The 17,258-nt window shown below is 36.4% G+C and carries 16 protein-coding genes; 6 read left to right on the top strand and 10 right to left on the bottom strand.

What is annotated here, in order from left to right; translation table 11 throughout:
* The first annotated feature begins 437 nt into the window (after positions 1 to 437).
* From AC52CF_RS14360 to AC52CF_RS14350, 3 genes are all read left to right on the top strand, one after another.
* Positions 438 to 1,451, top strand: coding sequence for an NAD-dependent epimerase/dehydratase family protein (locus AC52CF_RS14360; protein ID WP_214589082.1), 1,014 nt, complete (start codon positions 438 to 440; stop codon positions 1,449 to 1,451).
* Positions 1,448 to 3,217, top strand: a complete 1,770-nt coding sequence (locus AC52CF_RS14355; RefSeq protein WP_214589083.1) for an AMP-dependent synthetase/ligase — start codon at positions 1,448 to 1,450, stop codon at positions 3,215 to 3,217. The genes AC52CF_RS14360 and AC52CF_RS14355 overlap by 4 nt, the downstream gene beginning before the upstream one ends.
* A gap of 73 nt (positions 3,218 to 3,290) precedes the next feature.
* The gene (locus AC52CF_RS14350) at positions 3,291 to 4,346 is read left to right on the top strand and encodes a diphosphomevalonate decarboxylase (protein ID WP_214589084.1); all 1,056 of its coding nucleotides are present in this window, start codon (positions 3,291 to 3,293) and stop codon (positions 4,344 to 4,346) included.
* A 59-nt stretch (positions 4,347 to 4,405) separates the two neighbouring features.
* On the opposite strand, the gene AC52CF_RS14345 is transcribed toward AC52CF_RS14350, so the two are convergent.
* The 8 genes from AC52CF_RS14345 to AC52CF_RS14310 all read right to left on the bottom strand — a co-directional run bounded on the left by AC52CF_RS14345 (position 4,406) and on the right by AC52CF_RS14310 (position 11,942).
* A complete protein-coding gene (locus tag AC52CF_RS14345) occupies positions 4,406 to 5,251 on the bottom strand; it encodes a prephenate dehydrogenase (RefSeq protein ID WP_214589085.1) in 846 nt (281 codons plus the stop codon).
* 304 nt (positions 5,252 to 5,555) lie between these two features.
* Positions 5,556 to 7,832: a cation:proton antiporter gene (locus AC52CF_RS14340; protein WP_214589086.1), complete on the bottom strand. Its 2,277-nt coding sequence runs from the start codon at positions 7,830 to 7,832 to the stop codon at positions 5,556 to 5,558.
* A gap of 94 nt (positions 7,833 to 7,926) precedes the next feature.
* Positions 7,927 to 8,637 (bottom strand): LytR/AlgR family response regulator transcription factor, encoded by a 711-nt coding sequence (locus tag AC52CF_RS14335; RefSeq protein WP_214589087.1) that lies wholly within the window; start codon positions 8,635 to 8,637, stop codon positions 7,927 to 7,929.
* The gene (locus tag AC52CF_RS14330; protein WP_084196407.1) at positions 8,615 to 9,385 is read right to left on the bottom strand and encodes a histidine kinase; all 771 of its coding nucleotides are present in this window, start codon (positions 9,383 to 9,385) and stop codon (positions 8,615 to 8,617) included. Before AC52CF_RS14330 ends, AC52CF_RS14335 begins: the two co-directional genes overlap by 23 nt.
* Before the next feature lie 184 nt (positions 9,386 to 9,569).
* A complete protein-coding gene (locus AC52CF_RS14325) occupies positions 9,570 to 9,941 on the bottom strand; it encodes a hypothetical protein (RefSeq protein ID WP_214589088.1) in 372 nt (123 codons plus the stop codon).
* Complete coding sequence (locus AC52CF_RS14320; protein WP_116096467.1) at positions 9,941 to 11,134, bottom strand: alanine dehydrogenase; 1,194 nt, start codon at positions 11,132 to 11,134, stop codon at positions 9,941 to 9,943. The genes AC52CF_RS14325 and AC52CF_RS14320 overlap by 1 nt, the downstream gene beginning before the upstream one ends.
* A 70-nt stretch (positions 11,135 to 11,204) precedes the next feature.
* Positions 11,205 to 11,612, bottom strand: coding sequence for a tRNA (adenosine(37)-N6)-threonylcarbamoyltransferase complex ATPase subunit type 1 TsaE (gene tsaE, locus AC52CF_RS14315; protein WP_214589090.1), 408 nt, complete (start codon positions 11,610 to 11,612; stop codon positions 11,205 to 11,207).
* A gap of 36 nt (positions 11,613 to 11,648) precedes the next feature.
* Entirely contained in the window at positions 11,649 to 11,942 is a 294-nt protein-coding gene (locus AC52CF_RS14310; protein ID WP_496517304.1) for a transglycosylase domain-containing protein, read from the bottom strand.
* A 468-nt stretch (positions 11,943 to 12,410) separates the two neighbouring features.
* Here AC52CF_RS14310 and dnaG point away from each other — a divergent pair, with 468 nt between their 5' ends.
* The 3 genes from dnaG to AC52CF_RS14295 all read left to right on the top strand — a co-directional run bounded on the left by dnaG (position 12,411) and on the right by AC52CF_RS14295 (position 16,092).
* On the top strand, positions 12,411 to 14,390 hold the full coding sequence (gene dnaG, locus AC52CF_RS14305; protein ID WP_496517303.1) for a DNA primase: 1,980 nt from the start codon (positions 12,411 to 12,413) through the stop codon (positions 14,388 to 14,390).
* Positions 14,391 to 14,501: 111 nt separating this feature from the next.
* Positions 14,502 to 15,188, top strand: a complete 687-nt coding sequence (clpP, locus tag AC52CF_RS14300; RefSeq protein ID WP_214589093.1) for an ATP-dependent Clp endopeptidase proteolytic subunit ClpP — start codon at positions 14,502 to 14,504, stop codon at positions 15,186 to 15,188.
* 355 nt (positions 15,189 to 15,543) lie between these two features.
* Positions 15,544 to 16,092, top strand: coding sequence for a type 1 glutamine amidotransferase domain-containing protein (locus AC52CF_RS14295; protein WP_496517302.1), 549 nt, complete (start codon positions 15,544 to 15,546; stop codon positions 16,090 to 16,092).
* 82 nt (positions 16,093 to 16,174) lie between these two features.
* On the opposite strand, the gene AC52CF_RS14290 is transcribed toward AC52CF_RS14295, so the two are convergent.
* Positions 16,175 to 16,462, bottom strand: a complete 288-nt coding sequence (locus tag AC52CF_RS14290) for a hypothetical protein (RefSeq protein WP_496517301.1) — start codon at positions 16,460 to 16,462, stop codon at positions 16,175 to 16,177.
* 15 nt (positions 16,463 to 16,477) lie between these two features.
* Entirely contained in the window at positions 16,478 to 17,236 is a 759-nt protein-coding gene (tpiA, locus tag AC52CF_RS14285; protein WP_343662917.1) for a triose-phosphate isomerase, read from the bottom strand.
* Positions 17,237 to 17,258: the final 22 nt, after the last annotated feature.

The raw sequence follows: 17,258 nt of genomic DNA, 5'->3' as shown, positions 1-17,258 counted from the left end.
AAGTCCGTTTTTTTTAATTTATCCTCAGTTCGGGATAAGAAATAAATTTAAAAAAATTGATTTATCGCATTATATTAATTTATCGCAAAGAAAAACAAAAGATTTTTTACTTATTGAAAGTTTGTAAGGTAAGCAAAGACACTTCGTTTATTTAAAAAAGACAAAAATGGTATTACTTTGATAAGTTTTACACCTTTGTATATCTAAAAAAATGAATTCCTGATAATTGAATCTCTTTGTTTTACCTTGCTTTTAAGAAGACTTATCCCGAACTCAGGTTAATTTAATGATCATCTTATCTATTGCTCAAAACAGAAACATCAAAACTTTTGCTGTTTTTATCCATTTAAAAAACACAAAATCTCCCTTAAAAATCGCAAATTTGCATAACGTAGAATATTATCATAATTTAGTAAGCAATCAAGTAAAAAAAATTGATGGTTTTTGTAACGGGAGCAACCGGAATTTTAGGCAGAGTAATCGTTTTAGAACTTCTGAAAAAGGGAAAAAACGTTCGTGCAGCAAAAAGACCGACGAGCAATTTAAACGAAGTAAGGCATTCCTATACATTTTATACGGAAAATCCCGATGATTTTTTCAACCGAATTGAATGGATCGATGTAGATTTTGATGATATTCTCTCTCTTCAGGAAGCCCTAAAAGGAATTGATGAGGTGTATCACTGCGCTGCTAAAGTGGGTTTCAATCCCAAAGACAGCAAAGAAATTTACCACACGAACATTAAAGGAACAGAAAATTTACTTTATGCCTGTGAAGGTACTGAAGTGAAGAAGTTCCTTCATGTAAGTTCAATTGCTGTTCTCGATAATTTTAATGAAAAAGGTGAGCTGGATGAAGAATCCGATTTTAACCCGAAAGAAGACCATTCTGCTTATGCAATCTCAAAACATATTTCTGAAATGGAAGTCTGGAGAGCTTCTGCTGAAGGGTTAAACGTCGTTATTGTAAATCCGGGAATGATTATCGGAAGCGGAAACTGGGGAAACAGCAGTGGCGATATTTTTCCCACTTTCGAAAAAAACAGTTTTACTTTTTCAGGAGGAACAAGCTATGCGGACGTGAGAGATGTTGCCGCAATCTCTGTTGAACTGATGGAGAAAAATATTTTTGGAGAACGGTTCATCATCATTTCCGAGAACAGAAGATATGCAGAATTAGGAAAGCAGATCCGAAAGAAACTGGGGCTGAAGGAAGCGAAACTCCTGTCACAATTTCAGCTGAATGTCGGAGTTTTGGCAAATGCATTATTCGGATGGCTGATTCCGGCTTTAAGAATGGCGACAAGATCCAATGTAAAAGCAATTTCTGAGATGAATATTGTTTCCAACGAAAAAATAAAAAGCAGATTGAATTATCAGTTCATTCCTCTTACGGAAAGTATTGATTTTCATTTAAATAATTACATCAACGATAAAAAGATAAAGCAATGAATCTTGCAGAAGCAATTATCTTAAAAAATACAGAAAAGCATCCCATAAAATCTGCCATCGGATTTAAAAAGAAAGATGCGGGCTGGAAAGAACTGAGCTGGAAAAAATTCGGCGAAATTGTGTATAAAACAGCCAATGCGCTTAAAAATGCAGGCATTCAGGAAAATGATAAAGTAGCCATTTATTCGGATAATTCATCAGAATGGATGATTTTTGATCTCGCAGTATTAGCAATCGGAGCCATTACGGTTCCGATCTATTCCACCAATAATGCAGAACAGGCAGAATACATCATCAACGATTCGGAAGCAAAGGCTATTTTGGTGGGAGATCAGGCTCAGTACGATACGTGTCTGGAAATTCTGAAAAAAGAAAGTACAAATCTGCAAACGATTATCATTTCTAAAAAAGCTGTCTGGATCAAAAAAGAATTCAGCAGTTTTTATCTTGAAGATTTTATTGCCAAAAGCGCTCCCAAATTAGAATTCTGCAAGAAAGAATATGGAGATATTGCCACGCTTATCTACACTTCCGGAACAACAGGAACACCGAAAGGAGTCATTCTCACCCATGGAAATTTCATAAAAGCATTTGATGCCCATTTTGAATTTTTTAAGTTTAAAAACTTCGAAGAAGAACTTTCTCTGGCATTTTTACCTTTAACCCACGTTTTCGAAAGAAGCTGGAGCCTTTTGTGTCTTTACGGAGGCGCAAGAGTTTATTTCCTTGAAGATCCGAAGAATATCGCCAATGCTTTGGAAGAGGTAAAACCGACCATGATGTGTGCGGTGCCGAGATTTTTCCAGAAAGTCTACGCCGGAGTTTTGGAAAAGGCAGAAGAAGGTTCTTCGCTGAAGAAAAAAATATTTAACTGGGCATTGGAAACCGGTTCGCAGACCGCAGAATTAAGAAGAAGAGAACAGCCGGTTCCATTTGGATTAAAAATAAAAGAAAATATTGCCGAATCTTTGGTTTTCAGTAAAATTAAAGAAAAAATGGGCGGAAGATTGTGGTTTCTGCCTTGTGGCGGAGCTTCATTATCTCCGGAAGTGACGAAGTTTTTTGAGTCGGTTGGAATTCATGTAACGGTTGGCTACGGTTTAACGGAAACTACGGCAACTTTAACCGCTTTTCCTTTGACGCATTTTGAACACGGAAGCTGCGGAAAACCTCTTCCGGGCGTGGAAATCCGAATCGGGGAGAACGACGAAATTCAGGCAAAAGGAAACGGAATCATGAAGGGATATTATAAAAAGCCTGAAGAAACGCAGAAAGTTTTTACCGATGACGGCTGGTTTAAAACCGGAGATGCCGGAACCATCGACAGCAAAGGAAATCTTACCATTACAGACCGATTGAAAGATCTCATGAAGACTTCCAACGGAAAATACATCGCGCCGCAGCAGATTGAAAATATCTTAACCAACAACAATTTCATTCAGCAGATTGTGCTGATTGCGGAAGGAAGACAGTTTGTTTCCGCTTTAGTGGTTCCGAACTTTGAATTTTTAAAAGAATATCTCAAAAAAAATAATATTCCTTTCACCAATTGGAAAGAAATTGTAAAAAACGAAAAGATACACGATTTTTACAAAGACAAAATTAAAGAACTGCAAAGCCATTTATCCGATTACGAAAAAGTGAAAAAATTCACATTGATGCCTTCGGAATTTGATATTAATACGGGAGAAATTACTCCGACACTAAAGGTAAAAAGAAATGTAGTGCTTAAAAAATATGCAGATCTTATTGAGAAAATGTATTAAATTTTAAGGCTGAGCTTAAGATTAAGCAATAACGGTAAATCAGGCTGCATTCCATCTTACAAGAATTAAAATTATGACAACACAGGAGTTTTTAGGAAATAACGAATTTACAATACATAATCAGACAGTTTCGGAAAGCTGTCCTTCGAATATTGCCTTAATCAAATACTGGGGGAAATACGACAATCAGATTCCCGCCAATCCCAGCATCAGTTTTACATTAAATCATTGCAGAACGAATACTTCGATGGAGTTTTCTGCCAATGAACCTTTTTCTGTGCAGACTTTTCTTGCCGGAAATGAGGAAGTAAAATTTGCCGAAAAAATTGAAAAATATTTTCGAAATATTGAACAGTATCTTCCATGGATTTTACAGGGAAAATACATCATCAGAACCGAAAATACTTTTCCCCACAGCTCAGGAATTGCAAGCTCGGCTTCAGGTTTTGGAGTCATTGCCAAATGTCTGATGAATCTTGACGAAACGTTTTCAGGAAAAACATCAGATGAAGAATCGTTGAGAAAAGCTTCTTTTTTAGCAAGATTAGGAAGCGGAAGCGCGTGCCGAAGTCTTTACAACGGATTGGTTGTGTGGGGAGAATCTCAGGTAAAAGGAAGTTCAGATCTTTTTGCAGTACAATACCCAAACGATGAAATTCATGAAATTTTTAAAGATTTTAATGACTGGGTTTTACTCATCCATGAAGGGCAGAAAAGCGTTTCTTCCACTGTCGGTCATGGTTTGATGAATACCAATCCTTACGCAGACAGAAGATTTCAGGAAGCAAGGGAAAATTTCGGTCCCATGAAAGAAATGTTAGCCAGTGGAGACTTGCAGCGTTTTATTAAACTGGTAGAACACGAAGCATTAACACTTCATGCCATGATGATGATGAGCGATCCTGCATTTATTCTGATGAAAACAGGAACTTTGGAAGTCATCAACAAAATCTGGGATTTCAGAAAAGAAACCAGTTTGCCGCTGTTCTTCACGTTAGACGCAGGAGCCAACGTTCACCTTCTCTTCCCGAACGACGGCTCAGAAGGAAAAATAAAATCTTTCATCGAAGCCGAACTGTTACAGCATACGCAGAATAACGGAGTGGTGAAAGATGTGATGAAGTTTTAGAAGTAATTCAAAATATCAGGGTTAAAGACATATTTAAAATCTTTAACCCTATTTTTTATCTATTTATCTAAGATTCCTCTTATTTTATTCGCGTTGGAAATCAGTTCTTCCAGATATTCGAAATTCTCTTTTTCCAAAGCGGCTTTAAACTTTCTTAGCTGAGCAATATGCTCATTAAGAACATCCAGAACATTTTCTTTATTTTGTCTGAAAATCGGAACCCACATTTCAGGATGAGACTTTGCCAGACGAACGGTGCTGGAAAAACCGGAACTTGCCAGTTGAAAAATAGTTTCTTCTTCTTTCTCTTTTTCTAAAACCGTATTTGCCAAAGCGTAAGAGGTGATGTGGGAAATATGCGAAATGTAAGCGGTGTGAACATCATGATCTTCTGCATTCATATAAATCAGATGCATATCAAGACTTTCGACAATTTTTTCAACCAATTCTAAAGCATCTTTCGCAGATTCTTCTTTATCGCAGATAACCCCGGCTTTTCCGGAAAAACTTTCTGAAACTGCCGATTTCGGGCCGTTATTTTCCGTTCCCCACATCGGATGGAAAGCCACAAATCTCGATCTTTTCGGATGGTTTTTTACCGCATTTACAATTCCCGCTTTGGTAGATCCTGCATCCATTACCGTCTGATTTTCCGAAATCAGGTCTAAAACATTCGGCAGTAATTTTCTCGCGGCATCCACAGGAATGGCAAGAATCACCAGATCAGAGTTTTTAATTCCGTACTCCAGATCTACTTTTGCGTCGATTATTTTGAGTTCTAATGCTTCATTCAGATGCTCATTGCTGTTATCAATACCGTAGACGAAATCGGCAATTCCCTTTTGTTTTAATTTTAAAGCTATTGAGCCCCCGATTAATCCTACACCAATAATACTTATTTTCATCGTTTAAATTTTAAAATAAAAAACCCCGCCCAAGGACGAGGTTTTGTTTTATCTATATGAAATCCTTATCCCAGATCTGAGTTAAAAATTCCGTAATAATATGTTCCGTTGTTTGTAATCACGAGACAAAGGTAAATAATTTTTTTTAATCAGGATTAAAAAGTGAATTGTGAATTTTGCTTCGCGAGTCAAATTTTTTACAGGTCAATTAACTTCGTTGCCAATTCGCTTTGCTGTCAATTTATTTCATTGTGAATTTAAGAATTAGCCATTGCTTGCGTAGCAAAATTCATTATTCAAATCATTAAGGATTGCTGATAATCAATGTTGACGGAATATCCGATAACCATATGCTTTTTGTATCGATGAGGTTTTTCCAGCTTTTGCTGCTGATGAGCATTAAATCCTGCGAATTCAGAAATTCTTTCTCAATTTTTTTCTCATTGTATAGCGTAATGTGATTGGGCGCAACCTGTTCGATGCTTCGGATGAGTTCCTTCACTTCAATATTATTCCGGATCTGTCCTGCAACATCTAGGATAATAATCTGGGAATTGTTGTTATTGATGAGTCTTTTGGCATATTCAAGCAGATAAAAATCACTTAAATTAAAAATCGGGACAAAAACTTTGTCTGCGGAAGTGAATTCTTTTTCAACCAGAATCCCAACAGGAATATGGGTTTTATCCAGAATCTGTAACGTAAAATCGTCAAAAGGCGAGTTGTTGAAAATATTTCCTTTTCCTTTAACTGTGTTTAAAAGTTTTTCAGGATTAATAATCTTTGTCGTGAAACCAAGCAATCTTCCCAGTAAACTTCCTTCATACATCGATTTTCCGAGCATGATGAGAAGAAGGTCATAATTTCCTTTGTTGGTAATGTGCGTAAGATCGTTTTCAATATCATTGGACGCTTTGAAAAGCGTTGTAACTTCAAGATTCAGATCATTGGACGTTTCTATTACATTTTTAAACTGCTCATTTTCGTATTCATTAATGTCGTAAGCGTGCATTTCATTCACAGGAGCAATATTCATTGCGGTTATGCTTTTGTTGCCGTTCATTTTATTGGTAAAATCATGAGCCAGTTTCAGCAGGGTGCTTCCGGATTCAGGATGGTCGAAAGACAATAAAACTCTGTATTTTGCATCATTTTCCGGAGATTCATCTTCATCTTTTTTAGATTTAAAAATAAAATTGATGAAATCCAGTGCCGGTCCCGTCATGAAAGTTGTAAACAGCGCCATAATTACCATCATGGCAAATATCTGAGGACTTAAAACGCCCAGATCATAACCGATATTCAGGACAATAAGCTCCATCAGACCTCTGGTGTTCATCAAAGCTCCGATCGTTAAACTTTCTTTCCATTTAATACCTAAAAATTTAGCGGTTAATGCACTTCCTGCAAATTTTCCGATTACTGCGGTTAAAATAATGAATCCTGCCGTAATCCAGAGATGACTGTCATTCAATAGACCGATTTGGGTACGAAGTCCTGTAAATACGAAGAAAAGGGGCAGAAGAAGAACCAATGCCACATCTTCAACTTTATCAATAAACAAAGTTCTGAATTTTGCATTTTCCGGCATAATCGCTCCTGCCATAAAAGCTCCGAAAAGCGCATGAATCCCAATAACTTCCGTAGCATAAGCCGAAAGAATCAAGGTTAAAAAGAAAATTGCAACCATGGGTTTGTTGATGGTGCTTTTTCCTGCCTGTAAGTCACCGATTCTTTTCAGGAATGGTCTTACAATTTTAATCATGAAAAATACATAGGCAATTGCCATCAGAATTACATAGAGTGAACTTTCGAACGATCCTGCTTTTACAATAGCAATTACGGCTGCCAAAATACACCATGCCGTAATATCATCGGCTGCAGCACAGGTGATAACCACAGTTCCCAGTTTGGTTTTCTGAAGATTTCTTTCCTGAACGATTCTTGCCAAAACAGGAAACGCAGTGATACTCATAGCAATAGCGATGAATAGCGCGAATGAGGTAAACTGAATTCCTTCCGGCGCAAATTCTTTATAAATGAAATAAGACAGACCAATTCCCAAGGCAAAAGGGATAATGATACTTGCATGACTGATGACCACCGCATCGTGTGCTTTTTTTCTTAAAACACTTAAATCCAGTTCCATTCCCACAATGTACATGAAAAGAATAAGTCCGATCTGGCTTAAAAACTGAAGATTTCCTAAAGATTCTTTCGGGAAAAGAAATGCCGAAAATTCCGGAAAGTACATTCCTACAAGGGAAGGTCCCAGAACAATTCCCGCGATCATTTCACCGATCACGGAAGGCTGCTTGATCTTCATACAAATCCAGCCGAAAAGTCTTGCAACAAGAATAATCGTAACGATTTGCGCCAGTAATAAAGCTAAAGGATGGTGAAGATTGGTCTTGAATGATTCTAAAAAGTTGTCCCAACTGGAACTGTTGTTTGTTTTTGTAATGATCTTTTCTCCGATTTCCAACGTCTGTCCTTCAATGATGAAAAAGTACATCAGTGATGAAAAAACAATAATGGTGGAAATATAAAAGATGATATTTCTGTATTTTCCCCAATTCATGATTCCAAATTTTAGACAAAATTGCTAAGAAAATCGGAAAAAAAAGATGATTTTTAATCAAATGTAATGAAAAGAAAGAATTTTGCAGTGAAATCTAATGTCCCAATAAATCAGAAAGAGATTTCCTGTAGGTTTCCCCAATCTGAAGTTTTAAGAACCGGTCATTTTCCAGAGAAACAGTGGTAATAATTTCGTTGGTGGAGAATATTTTGACGGCAGATAAAGCAATAACTTCTTTTTTGTTGACCTGCGCAAAATCTTTTGCAGGAAGCATTTCCAGAAGGTTTTTGAAATTCAGGTTTTTTAGAACAATATTGGTTCCGTCTTTAAGAAGGATTTCCTTATCCCGACTGTCGATTTCCGAAGTTTTGATGTAGGCGATCTGGTCCGTAAAAATTACGGTTTTGCCGATGTTGGTATTCCACTCGATAAAATCTTTTTTATGGGTTTTCCGGAGCAATTCTTCCGCTTTTTCGAAAGCCTGGGTTAACCTTTCTTTTTTGATGGGTTTTCTTACATAATCCACAACATTCAGGTCGAAAGCTTCGGCTGCATATTCTTTGTAAGCGGTGGTAAAAATGATTTTTTTTGAGCCTGAAATGGCTTCTGCAACCTGCAATCCGTTTATTCCGGGCATTTCGATGTCTAAAATACAGACGTTGCAGTCGATGTTTTCAATTTCGTTAAGAAAAATTTTAGGATCATTGAATGCTTTTACAACTTCTACATTTTCAATCTGTTCGCATAGAAGTTTTAAATAGCTGATTGCCAGTAATTCATCATCAAGAATAACGCATTTTATCATAGAAATCTCCTAAATTGATTGTTAATTCTGCCGTGAAGATACCGTTTTTTGAACTTTTCTGAAGCGTGTAAAAATTATTGTAGATCATTTTCAGCCTTTGATCCAGAGACTGGCTTCCGAAGCCGCTTTTTTCTTTTTCGAGAACATTTTTCAGAGAAGCTTTATTGCTTACTTTCATCGTGAAAATTCTTTTTTCAAGTTCAAGCTGAATGGAAATAAAAGAGTCTGAAGCAAGGAAATCGGTGTGTTTAAAGGCATTTTCAATCAAATCTACCGAAAGAAGAGGGGCAAAAACTTTCTCTTCGTAAATTTCATCCGATTTATTGATTTTCGATTTAATTCTGAAATCAAAAAGCGGATTTACTTTAATTTTGTTGATCTCAATTAAACTTAAAGCAAAATTTAATTCTTCTTTCGGGCTTACGAATTTGTTATTGCTTTCGTATAGAATATAGTCTAAAACATTCGCAAGTTTATCGAGCGACATATACGTCTGATAGGCGTGAGACTGCACCGAATTCAGGATATTTTTAAATAAATGCGGATTCAGCTTTGTTCCGATGTGTTCAAGCTGTACTTCATTCAGTCTTTCCTGAATCATTTTATTGGCAGTCGAAAGCTTGGCATTTTTTACTTTAAATTTCTGATTTTGGCTGAATAAATAAATGCTTACCGTTAAAAAAAAGAAAACCGCAAATACTCCGATGAATATCCAATAATCATGAATCATGTAGTAATTGCCTTCCATGGATTGAAAATTTATTTACTTCTTTTTATTTTCTATTTTAAACCAAACACTCGGTATTTGCGAAATGTCATGCTGAGCTTGTCGAAGCATCTTTATTTTTTATTTAAACGCAAAGTTTTAATAAAGATAATTCTAAATTTAAAATAAGCAAAGGCATAAATGCTTCGCAAAGCAGACTGATAATTTATTTCAATTTCTTCAAAGAATTTACCGTTACGCTTTCCTCGCATTTTTCGAAAGTGATTTCATAAGCGGGATTCTCTTCAGGATAGGTGAGAAGATAATCAGGACAGGGTTTTTTCTGTGCGTGGCTTCTGTCGAAATCAATCTTTCCTTTGGTGATGATACTGTCTTTCAGAAATTTTTCATCAACTTTTAATGTCGCCATTTCTGCTTTTGCTGTTTCAGAATATTTAAAATCTTTAGACAGGGTTTCTGCAATAACGCGGCTGTTGGGAAGATAACCGCTGCAGCTTGCACCTTTTTTGTTTAAGATAAAAAATACAATAATACATCCCGGTACAAGACCGATTGCATAGAATTTCAGTTTTTTCATTAGAAAATTAAAAGATTGATATCGTGATAAGTAAGTCCGAAACGGTCGCAGATGATTTTTTTCGTGTGTCTGCCTTTGTACATATAAAGACTCTGTTTCATTTCGTTTTTGCGAACCAGCATATTTTCGAAACCGCCTTCTTCATCATAATTTAAAATATAGGAAAGAAAGAAATTGGAGATGGCTTTTGTAGTAGTTCTCGGCATTCTTGAAGTAAGGTTCGGAAGTCCGCAGTGGATTACGCCGTGCTTGATGATGTATGGATCTTCCATGGTGGTAAGTTCGGAAGTCTCGATTACTTTTCCGTTGTCGATGGTAATATCAATAATTACACTTCCTTTTTTCATTTTCATTACCATATCTTCGGTAACGATGGGCGTCATATTCAGTCTTGGAAGGGCTCCGATTACAACATCGGCTCTTCTTAAAGCTTTTTTCAGCTCTTTAGGATCGATAATGGAAGTCGGAACTCTGCTGTCAACCAAAGTATGAAGTCGTCTTAATTTTGAAAGGGAATTATCGAAAACTCTTACACTTGCGCCTAAACCGATGGCTGCTTTTGTGGCAAATTCTCCAACGATTCCTGCTCCCAAAATCACTACTTCTGCAGGTCTTACTCCTGTAATTCCGCCCAACATTAAGCCGTTGGATAAAGCTAAAAGCTCGGAAGCATAAAGAATGGAAACCGTTCCTGCAATTTCGCCGACCAGTCTTACTAAAGCTAACTGCTTGTATTCGTCTACAATGAACTCGAATGCAATGGCATTTACTTTTTTCTCTGCCAGTTTTAAGAAATAATCTTTATCTCTCAAATTGATCTGAAGTGCCGATACAAGATAGGTATTCGGTTTCATATACTCAATTTCCTCTTCTGTTGGCGGATTCACTTTTAAAATTAAATCCTGTCCGAAAGCTTCTTTAGGATCGTTTGTAATTCTTGCTCCCGATTCAGAATATTGCAGATCTGTAAAGAACGAACCTTGTCCGGCTCCGGATTCTATGATAATTTCATGACCACTTTCTACCAAAACCTGCACCGCATCGGGCGTTATGCAAGCCCTTCTTTCATTCAGGGAAGTTTCCTTCGGAATTCCTATGCTGAATTGTTTTCCTTTTTTAATGACCTCCAGTTTTTCTTCTTTCGGCATCAGTTCCTCTTCGGTAAAAGGAGTAAAAATGTTTGTAGTACTCATCCTTTTAAATAATTAGGTTCTTACAGATCGTTATTTTACATTCAAATTCAGGAGCAAAGATACATAATATTTACTCGAATGAAATTTCTCTGTTTTCTCCGGTATTAATGATGCTCATTTCGTGGTATTTAAGACCGTAAAGATCTTCTTCGTACACTTCAGGCCATTCAATAATGCAGAGAAATGAATGGTCTAAATATTCTTCCATTCCGATATCATAGACTTCATCAATATTTTTTAAGCGGTATAAATCGAAATGATATACTTTTCCTTTTGGAGTACTGTATTCGTTAACAATGGAATAGGTAGGAGAGTTTACTTCATCTGTACTTCCCAAGTTTTTAAGGAGAAACTGGGTAAAAGTTGTTTTTCCGGCGCCCAGATTTCCTTTTAAAAGTAAAATGTTATGCTCTAATTTTGAAATGACGGTTTCGGCAATATTCTGCCAGTCTTCCATATGTTGAATCGTGAATTGCATATTTTTAAACAAAGATAATTAATTACGGTAAAAAATTTAATTCTTTATTTTAGAATTGTTGAGATAAACATTATAAAAATGTTTTGTCCTTTCCTTTGCTTTTTGAGGATTTCTAGATCGGTTGTATCTTAGAGGAGCTTCGTATAATGCTAAAATTTCAGCCATTTCCATGGGTTTCAGATCTTCGACATCCTTTTTAAAAAGAGACTGGGAAACTTCAGATAAACCTTTTCTGTTTTCTAAGAAATTAAAACTGCTGAAATTAAATTGAAGACATTCTTTCTGGCTAAATTTGTTTTCAATAAATCTTGCTACAATAAACTGATTCATGAAATAATTTATTCTTTTTGTATGCTTAATTTCTAAAGTTGGTAAAATCTTGTAAGACATTTGATTACATGGGCATTCTTTTCGAGGAACTTGTGGATTAGTTAATATATCAAACATGTAACTCCATGAATTTGCGGATAACGAATTCGGATAAACGGTATTATAAAAATTTGAAAAGTTATTAGGAATTTTTTCGCTGCTTCTGATGTTGAATGTGATTGTTCTTTTGTCGTTGGTCTTTAAGATGAACATTCCTCCAAACTCTAGATACAAAAGGAATACAATGAAAATAGTAACAGTTATAATAAAAAATCGTCTGAAATATTTCATAAATAAAGAATGTCGTTATAGTTTGATTCAAAAATAAATAAATTAAATTGTTTTAAATCAATAAATTATGTGGGCTAATAAAAATCTTCTTTACAATCCTATTATAGAAAGAATATAATTTTTGTATATTTTTGCAGCATGATTTCCAAACAGACCATAGATAAAATATTTTCCACGATTCGGGTAGAAGAAATCGTTGGAGAATATGTGCAGCTCAAAAGAGCAGGGTCTAATTTCAAAGGATTAAGTCCTTTTCATGACGAGAAAACACCGAGTTTCGTTGTTTCGGCAAGTAAACAGATATGGAAAGATTTCTCTACCGGAAAAGGAGGGACAGCGATCTCTTTCTTAATGGAAATCGAAAATTTTACCTATCCTGAAGCACTTCGTCACGCGGCAAAAAAATACGGAATTGAAATTGAAGAAGATCAGAAAGATTTTTCCGAAGAAGCAAAAAATGCACAGTCGGAAAGAGATTTATTGTACAAAATTCATGAAGTTGCCAACGATTTTTTCCAGAATTTCCTTTGGGAAGTGGAAGAGGGGAGATCAATCGGTCTTTCTTATTTTAAAGAGCGTGAACTTCGTGATGATATCATTAAAAAATTCCAGCTCGGCTATTCACCTGAAAAAAAGAACGCCTTTACAGAATATGCTTTGGAAAAAGGCTATTCAAAAGAAATTCTTGAGAAATCGGGACTTTCGATTTTCCCTGAAAATTCTCCCGCCGGAATCGACCGCTTTCGTGAAAGAGTAATCTTTCCGATTCACAGTTTTTCGGGCAGGATTTTAGGATTCGGAGCCAGAATTCTTAAAAATAATGTAAAAACAGCCAAATATCTCAACTCTCCGGAAACGGAAATTTATCATAAATCCAACGTTCTTTATGGTTTAAACCAGAGCAAACAGGCAATTTCGCGTAAAAATGTCTGTCTTTTGGTGGAAGGTTACATGGATGTTATTTCGCTTCACATGTCGGGAATCGAAAATGTGGTGGCAAGTTCCGGTACATCTTTAACGACGGAGCAGATTAAGCTTATCAAAAGATTAACTGAGAATGTAACCATTCTTTTTGACGGAGATAATGCAGGAATCAAAGCCAGTTTCAGAAGTATTGATATGCTTCTCACAGAAGGAATGAATATTCGGGTAATGCTGTTTCCGGACGGAGACGATCCCGATTCTTTCGCCAGAAAACATCCGCAGGAATACGTGGAAAAATTCATCGAAAATGAAGCGATGGATTTTATTGATTTTAAAGCCGAAATTCTTTTCAAGGAAATTGGAGACGATCCAATTAAGAAAGCTGAGGCGATCAGAGACATTGTGAAGTCGGTTTCCTTTGTTCAGAATGCTTTGAAAAGGGAGGTTTACCTGAAGCAGGTCTCTACAAAATTCGGACTTTCTGAGCAGAGTCTGTTTAATGAGCTGGATGTTCAGAAGCAAATCACCCAAAATCAGACGCATAAAGCACAGATTAAAGCTGAAGCGCAACAACCTGCGAAGCTTGAAGTGGTTAGTGATCCGAGAGATTATATTGATCCGGTACTTTTTAATGTAACGAAACTTGAAAATGATCTCATCAACCATATGCTCAATTACGGAGATGTTGTTCTTCACCGCACTGCGCCGGATCAGCAGAAATATGATATTACGGTGATTGAAGAAATTCTCCACCATTTTGAAGAAGATGATTATGAATTTCAGGTAGAACTGAATAAAAAAATCGTAGACTATATAAAAGAAGGAATTGAAAAAGAGGAACTCCGAAAAGGAAATTTCTTTTTCGGATTAATGGATGAAGAACTAAGTAAAGCAGCCGTTAATTCCATGAATATTTACAGTGAGCTGAACGACTGGACCACAAGAAATATTTTTTCACCCAATTACGGAGATAAAATTCCGGAGCAGGTTGCAGGAGATATTCTGATTCATAAATTCAGATACGTCAATTTCCTGATATCAAAAGCAAAAGGAGAATTGGCAGAATATGCAGAATCCGATGAATCTAAATATTTTGAACAGCTTAAGAAAATTCAGATGCTCACGATGGTTTCCAAAGAACTGGCTAAAATTTTAAATTATTCTGCAATTACAGGTATTTATACTGACAGATAATGGCAAATGATTTCGTAATTATTAAAACTTTATGACAAAAAGTCTTATAAAATTTTAGGAATAAAAGTTGTAAATTCAACCTTGTAAAAATTTAATACACAAAGCAAACATATGGACATTAAAAAAGAATTCAGAGATTTCTCTGTAAAACATTTAGGAAATAACGGTTTGGTAACCGATCAGTATATGGGAATGTACGGTCCTACAGGTCTTACGCCGTACATCATGGAGGAAAGAAGATTAAACGTTGCACAAATGGACGTTTTCTCCCGTTTAATGATGGACAGAATTATTTTCTTAGGAACAGGAATTGATGATCAGGTGGCGAATATCGTAACCGCTCAGCTTCTTTTCTTAGAGAGTGCAGATCCTTCAAAAGATATTCAGATTTACATCAATTCTCCGGGTGGAAGCGTTTACGCTGGTTTAGGAATCTATGATACGATGCAGATCATTAAGCCGGATGTAGCAACAATCTGTACAGGTATTGCAGCTTCAATGGGAGCGGTTCTTTTGGTTGCCGGAGAAAGCGGTAAGCGTTCTGCTTTAAAGCACTCAAGAGTAATGATTCACCAGCCTTCCGGAGGTGCTCAAGGTGTGGCTTCTGATATGGAGATCAACTTGAGAGAGATGTTAAAGCTTAAAAAAGAGCTTTACGAGATCATTTCCGAGCACTCAGGACAGACTTATGACTGGGTAGAAAAAGCTTCAGACAGAGATTACTGGATGACTTCCGAAGAAGCAAAAGGATACGGAATGGTAGACGAAGTTTTACAGAGATCCAAAGACAAAAAATAAATTTCGTAAAAATAATAAGAAGACGCATCAATTGATTTTGGTGCGTTTTTTTATTGAGACCTGAAGCTTTTATGAATTTTTTCAGAAGCTTTTTCCGGCTTTCCGCACTCGCTGTTTTAATATTTGAGGGGTTGCGGCGGCGAAGCCGCCGCAACCCCTCAAATATTAAAACGAGCTCAGACAAAAGCTGCAATCCGGGCTAAGAAAGTTGACGTATTTTCAATTTTCACATCAATATCGATAAAAGTAATTTTCACATCCAAAATAAATACTTTAACAAATTTTATAAAATGTAGGGGTAAAAACGGTATCATTTTTTCAAGATGATGAGTACAACACTTAAATCATAAAAATTATGTCAAAGAAAATTGCAATTTTAGCAACACACGGATTTGAAGAAAGCGAATTGAAATCTCCAAAAGAACATTTGGAACAGCAAGGTTGGACAGCCCACATCATCAGTCCGGAATCCGGAACCATTAAAGCATGGGCAGAAAAAGACTGGGGACAAGAATACAATGTCGATAAAATGCTGGATGAAGCTAATGCTTCAGACTATGATGCATTGGTTTTACCGGGAGGAGTAATCAATCCGGATCAGTTAAGAACCAACGAAACTGCTTTATCTTTCGTAAGAGACTTTTTCCAGCAGCACAAACCCGTTGCAGCTATTTGTCACGGACCACAGATTCTTATTAACGCGGAAGTGGTAGAAGGAAGGAAAATGACATCGGTAGATTCAATCAGCAAAGATCTTAAAAATGCGGGAGCGAACTGGGAAGACAGCGAAGTTGTGGTAGATCATGGTCTGGTCACAAGCCGTACTCCGAAAGATCTTCCTGCCTTTAATGCAAAGATGGTAGAAGAAATAAAAGAAGGCAAACATGAAGAACAGACCATCTAAAATATAAAAGCACAAACTTTAATTTTACAAACTCTGATTATAAAAAATCCGGCGGCATCGAAGATGCCGCCGGATCTTATTTTTAGCTTTCCTTATACTTTCTCTTTTTATAGAACATCCTGTAAATTAAAAACGTCTGTATGAAAACATTTCCTAAAAGTATCAGGAATACCTTATAAAAAGGAATTGGCGCATAAAAGGGCAGTAACGGATCAAACAATACTGCAGGTGAGCTAGCCAAAACTTTTATGATTGACAACGGATACTGCAAAAATTCAGGTTTTATCCCGATGAAAAACTGATCGTAGATAAACACATAAAGAATATCAAATAACAGTATTCCCAGAAACAGCAGTATAAATTTTTTCACGGCTTATATTGTCTGCTAATTAAAAGCCTCAATAATCTTAGAAAAATCTTCCAGTTTTAAAGCGGCTCCACCAATCAGACCACCATCGATATCAGGTTGAGAGAATATTTCCTTTGCGTTATCTGGTTTTACAGAACCTCCATAAAGAATAGAAACTTCATCAGCAACTTCCTGTCCGTATTTTGCAGCGATAATACTTCTGATGTGAGCATGAATTTCCTGTGCCTGTTCCGGCGTCGCTGTTTCTCCGGTTCCGATTGCCCAAACCGGTTCGTAAGCGATCACTACTTTTTTAATTTCCTCTGCTGAAAGTGTGAAAAGAGCTACTTCAGTCTGGTTTTTTACCACTTCAAAATGCTGTCCTGCTTTTCTCTGTTCCAAAGTTTCTCCGTTACAGTAAACCGGAATCAGACCTTTATCCAAAGCTAATTTTACTTTTCTGTTGCAGTGAGAGTCTGTTTCGCCGTGATATTGTCTTCTTTCAGAATGCCCGATTAAAGAACCTGTTGCATCAATCGATTCAAGCATATCCACAGAGATTTCTCCTGTGTACGCTCCGCTTTCATGTTCGCTGATGTCCTGTGCGAAAACGCCGATTTCATCCTTTTCAAAAACATCTTTCGCCATCATCAGATACAGAGATGGAGGTGCGATCCATACTTCGCAGTTGGTTGTATTGTTATTTTTATAGCTTAGTAACTGAACCATTAGCTGTTGAGCCTCAATTACATTTTTGTTCATTTTCCAGTTTCCAGCAACTATTTTTCTTCTCATAGTTTCTTATTATTTTAAAGTT

The sequence above is a fragment of the Chryseobacterium sp. 2P genome (assembly GCF_059579425.1).
This window is presented reverse-complemented; position numbering and strand designations above follow the sequence as displayed.

Bases quoted from the DNA above. Each gene is read 5' to 3' on its own strand.
- AC52CF_RS14360 (WP_214589082.1), top strand. From the start codon at position 438: ATGGTTTTTGTAACGGGAGCAACCGGAATTTTAGGCAGAGTAATCGTT.
- AC52CF_RS14355 (WP_214589083.1), top strand. From the start codon at position 1,448: ATGAATCTTGCAGAAGCAATTATCTTAAAAAATACAGAAAAGCATCCC.
- AC52CF_RS14350 (WP_214589084.1), top strand. From the start codon at position 3,291: ATGACAACACAGGAGTTTTTAGGAAATAACGAATTTACAATACATAAT.
- AC52CF_RS14345 (WP_214589085.1), bottom strand. From the start codon at position 5,251: ATGAAAATAAGTATTATTGGTGTAGGATTAATCGGGGGCTCAATAGCT.
- AC52CF_RS14340 (WP_214589086.1), bottom strand. From the start codon at position 7,832: ATGAATTGGGGAAAATACAGAAATATCATCTTTTATATTTCCACCATT.
- AC52CF_RS14335 (WP_214589087.1), bottom strand. From the start codon at position 8,637: ATGATAAAATGCGTTATTCTTGATGATGAATTACTGGCAATCAGCTAT.
- AC52CF_RS14330 (WP_084196407.1), bottom strand. From the start codon at position 9,385: ATGGAAGGCAATTACTACATGATTCATGATTATTGGATATTCATCGGA.
- AC52CF_RS14325 (WP_214589088.1), bottom strand. From the start codon at position 9,941: ATGAAAAAACTGAAATTCTATGCAATCGGTCTTGTACCGGGATGTATT.
- AC52CF_RS14320 (WP_116096467.1), bottom strand. From the start codon at position 11,134: ATGAGTACTACAAACATTTTTACTCCTTTTACCGAAGAGGAACTGATG.
- tsaE (WP_214589090.1), bottom strand. From the start codon at position 11,612: ATGCAATTCACGATTCAACATATGGAAGACTGGCAGAATATTGCCGAA.
- AC52CF_RS14310 (WP_496517304.1), bottom strand. From the start codon at position 11,942: ATGAATCAGTTTATTGTAGCAAGATTTATTGAAAACAAATTTAGCCAG.
- dnaG (WP_496517303.1), top strand. From the start codon at position 12,411: ATGATTTCCAAACAGACCATAGATAAAATATTTTCCACGATTCGGGTA.
- clpP (WP_214589093.1), top strand. From the start codon at position 14,502: ATGGACATTAAAAAAGAATTCAGAGATTTCTCTGTAAAACATTTAGGA.
- AC52CF_RS14295 (WP_496517302.1), top strand. From the start codon at position 15,544: ATGTCAAAGAAAATTGCAATTTTAGCAACACACGGATTTGAAGAAAGC.
- tpiA (WP_343662917.1), bottom strand. From the start codon at position 17,236: ATGAGAAGAAAAATAGTTGCTGGAAACTGGAAAATGAACAAAAATGTA.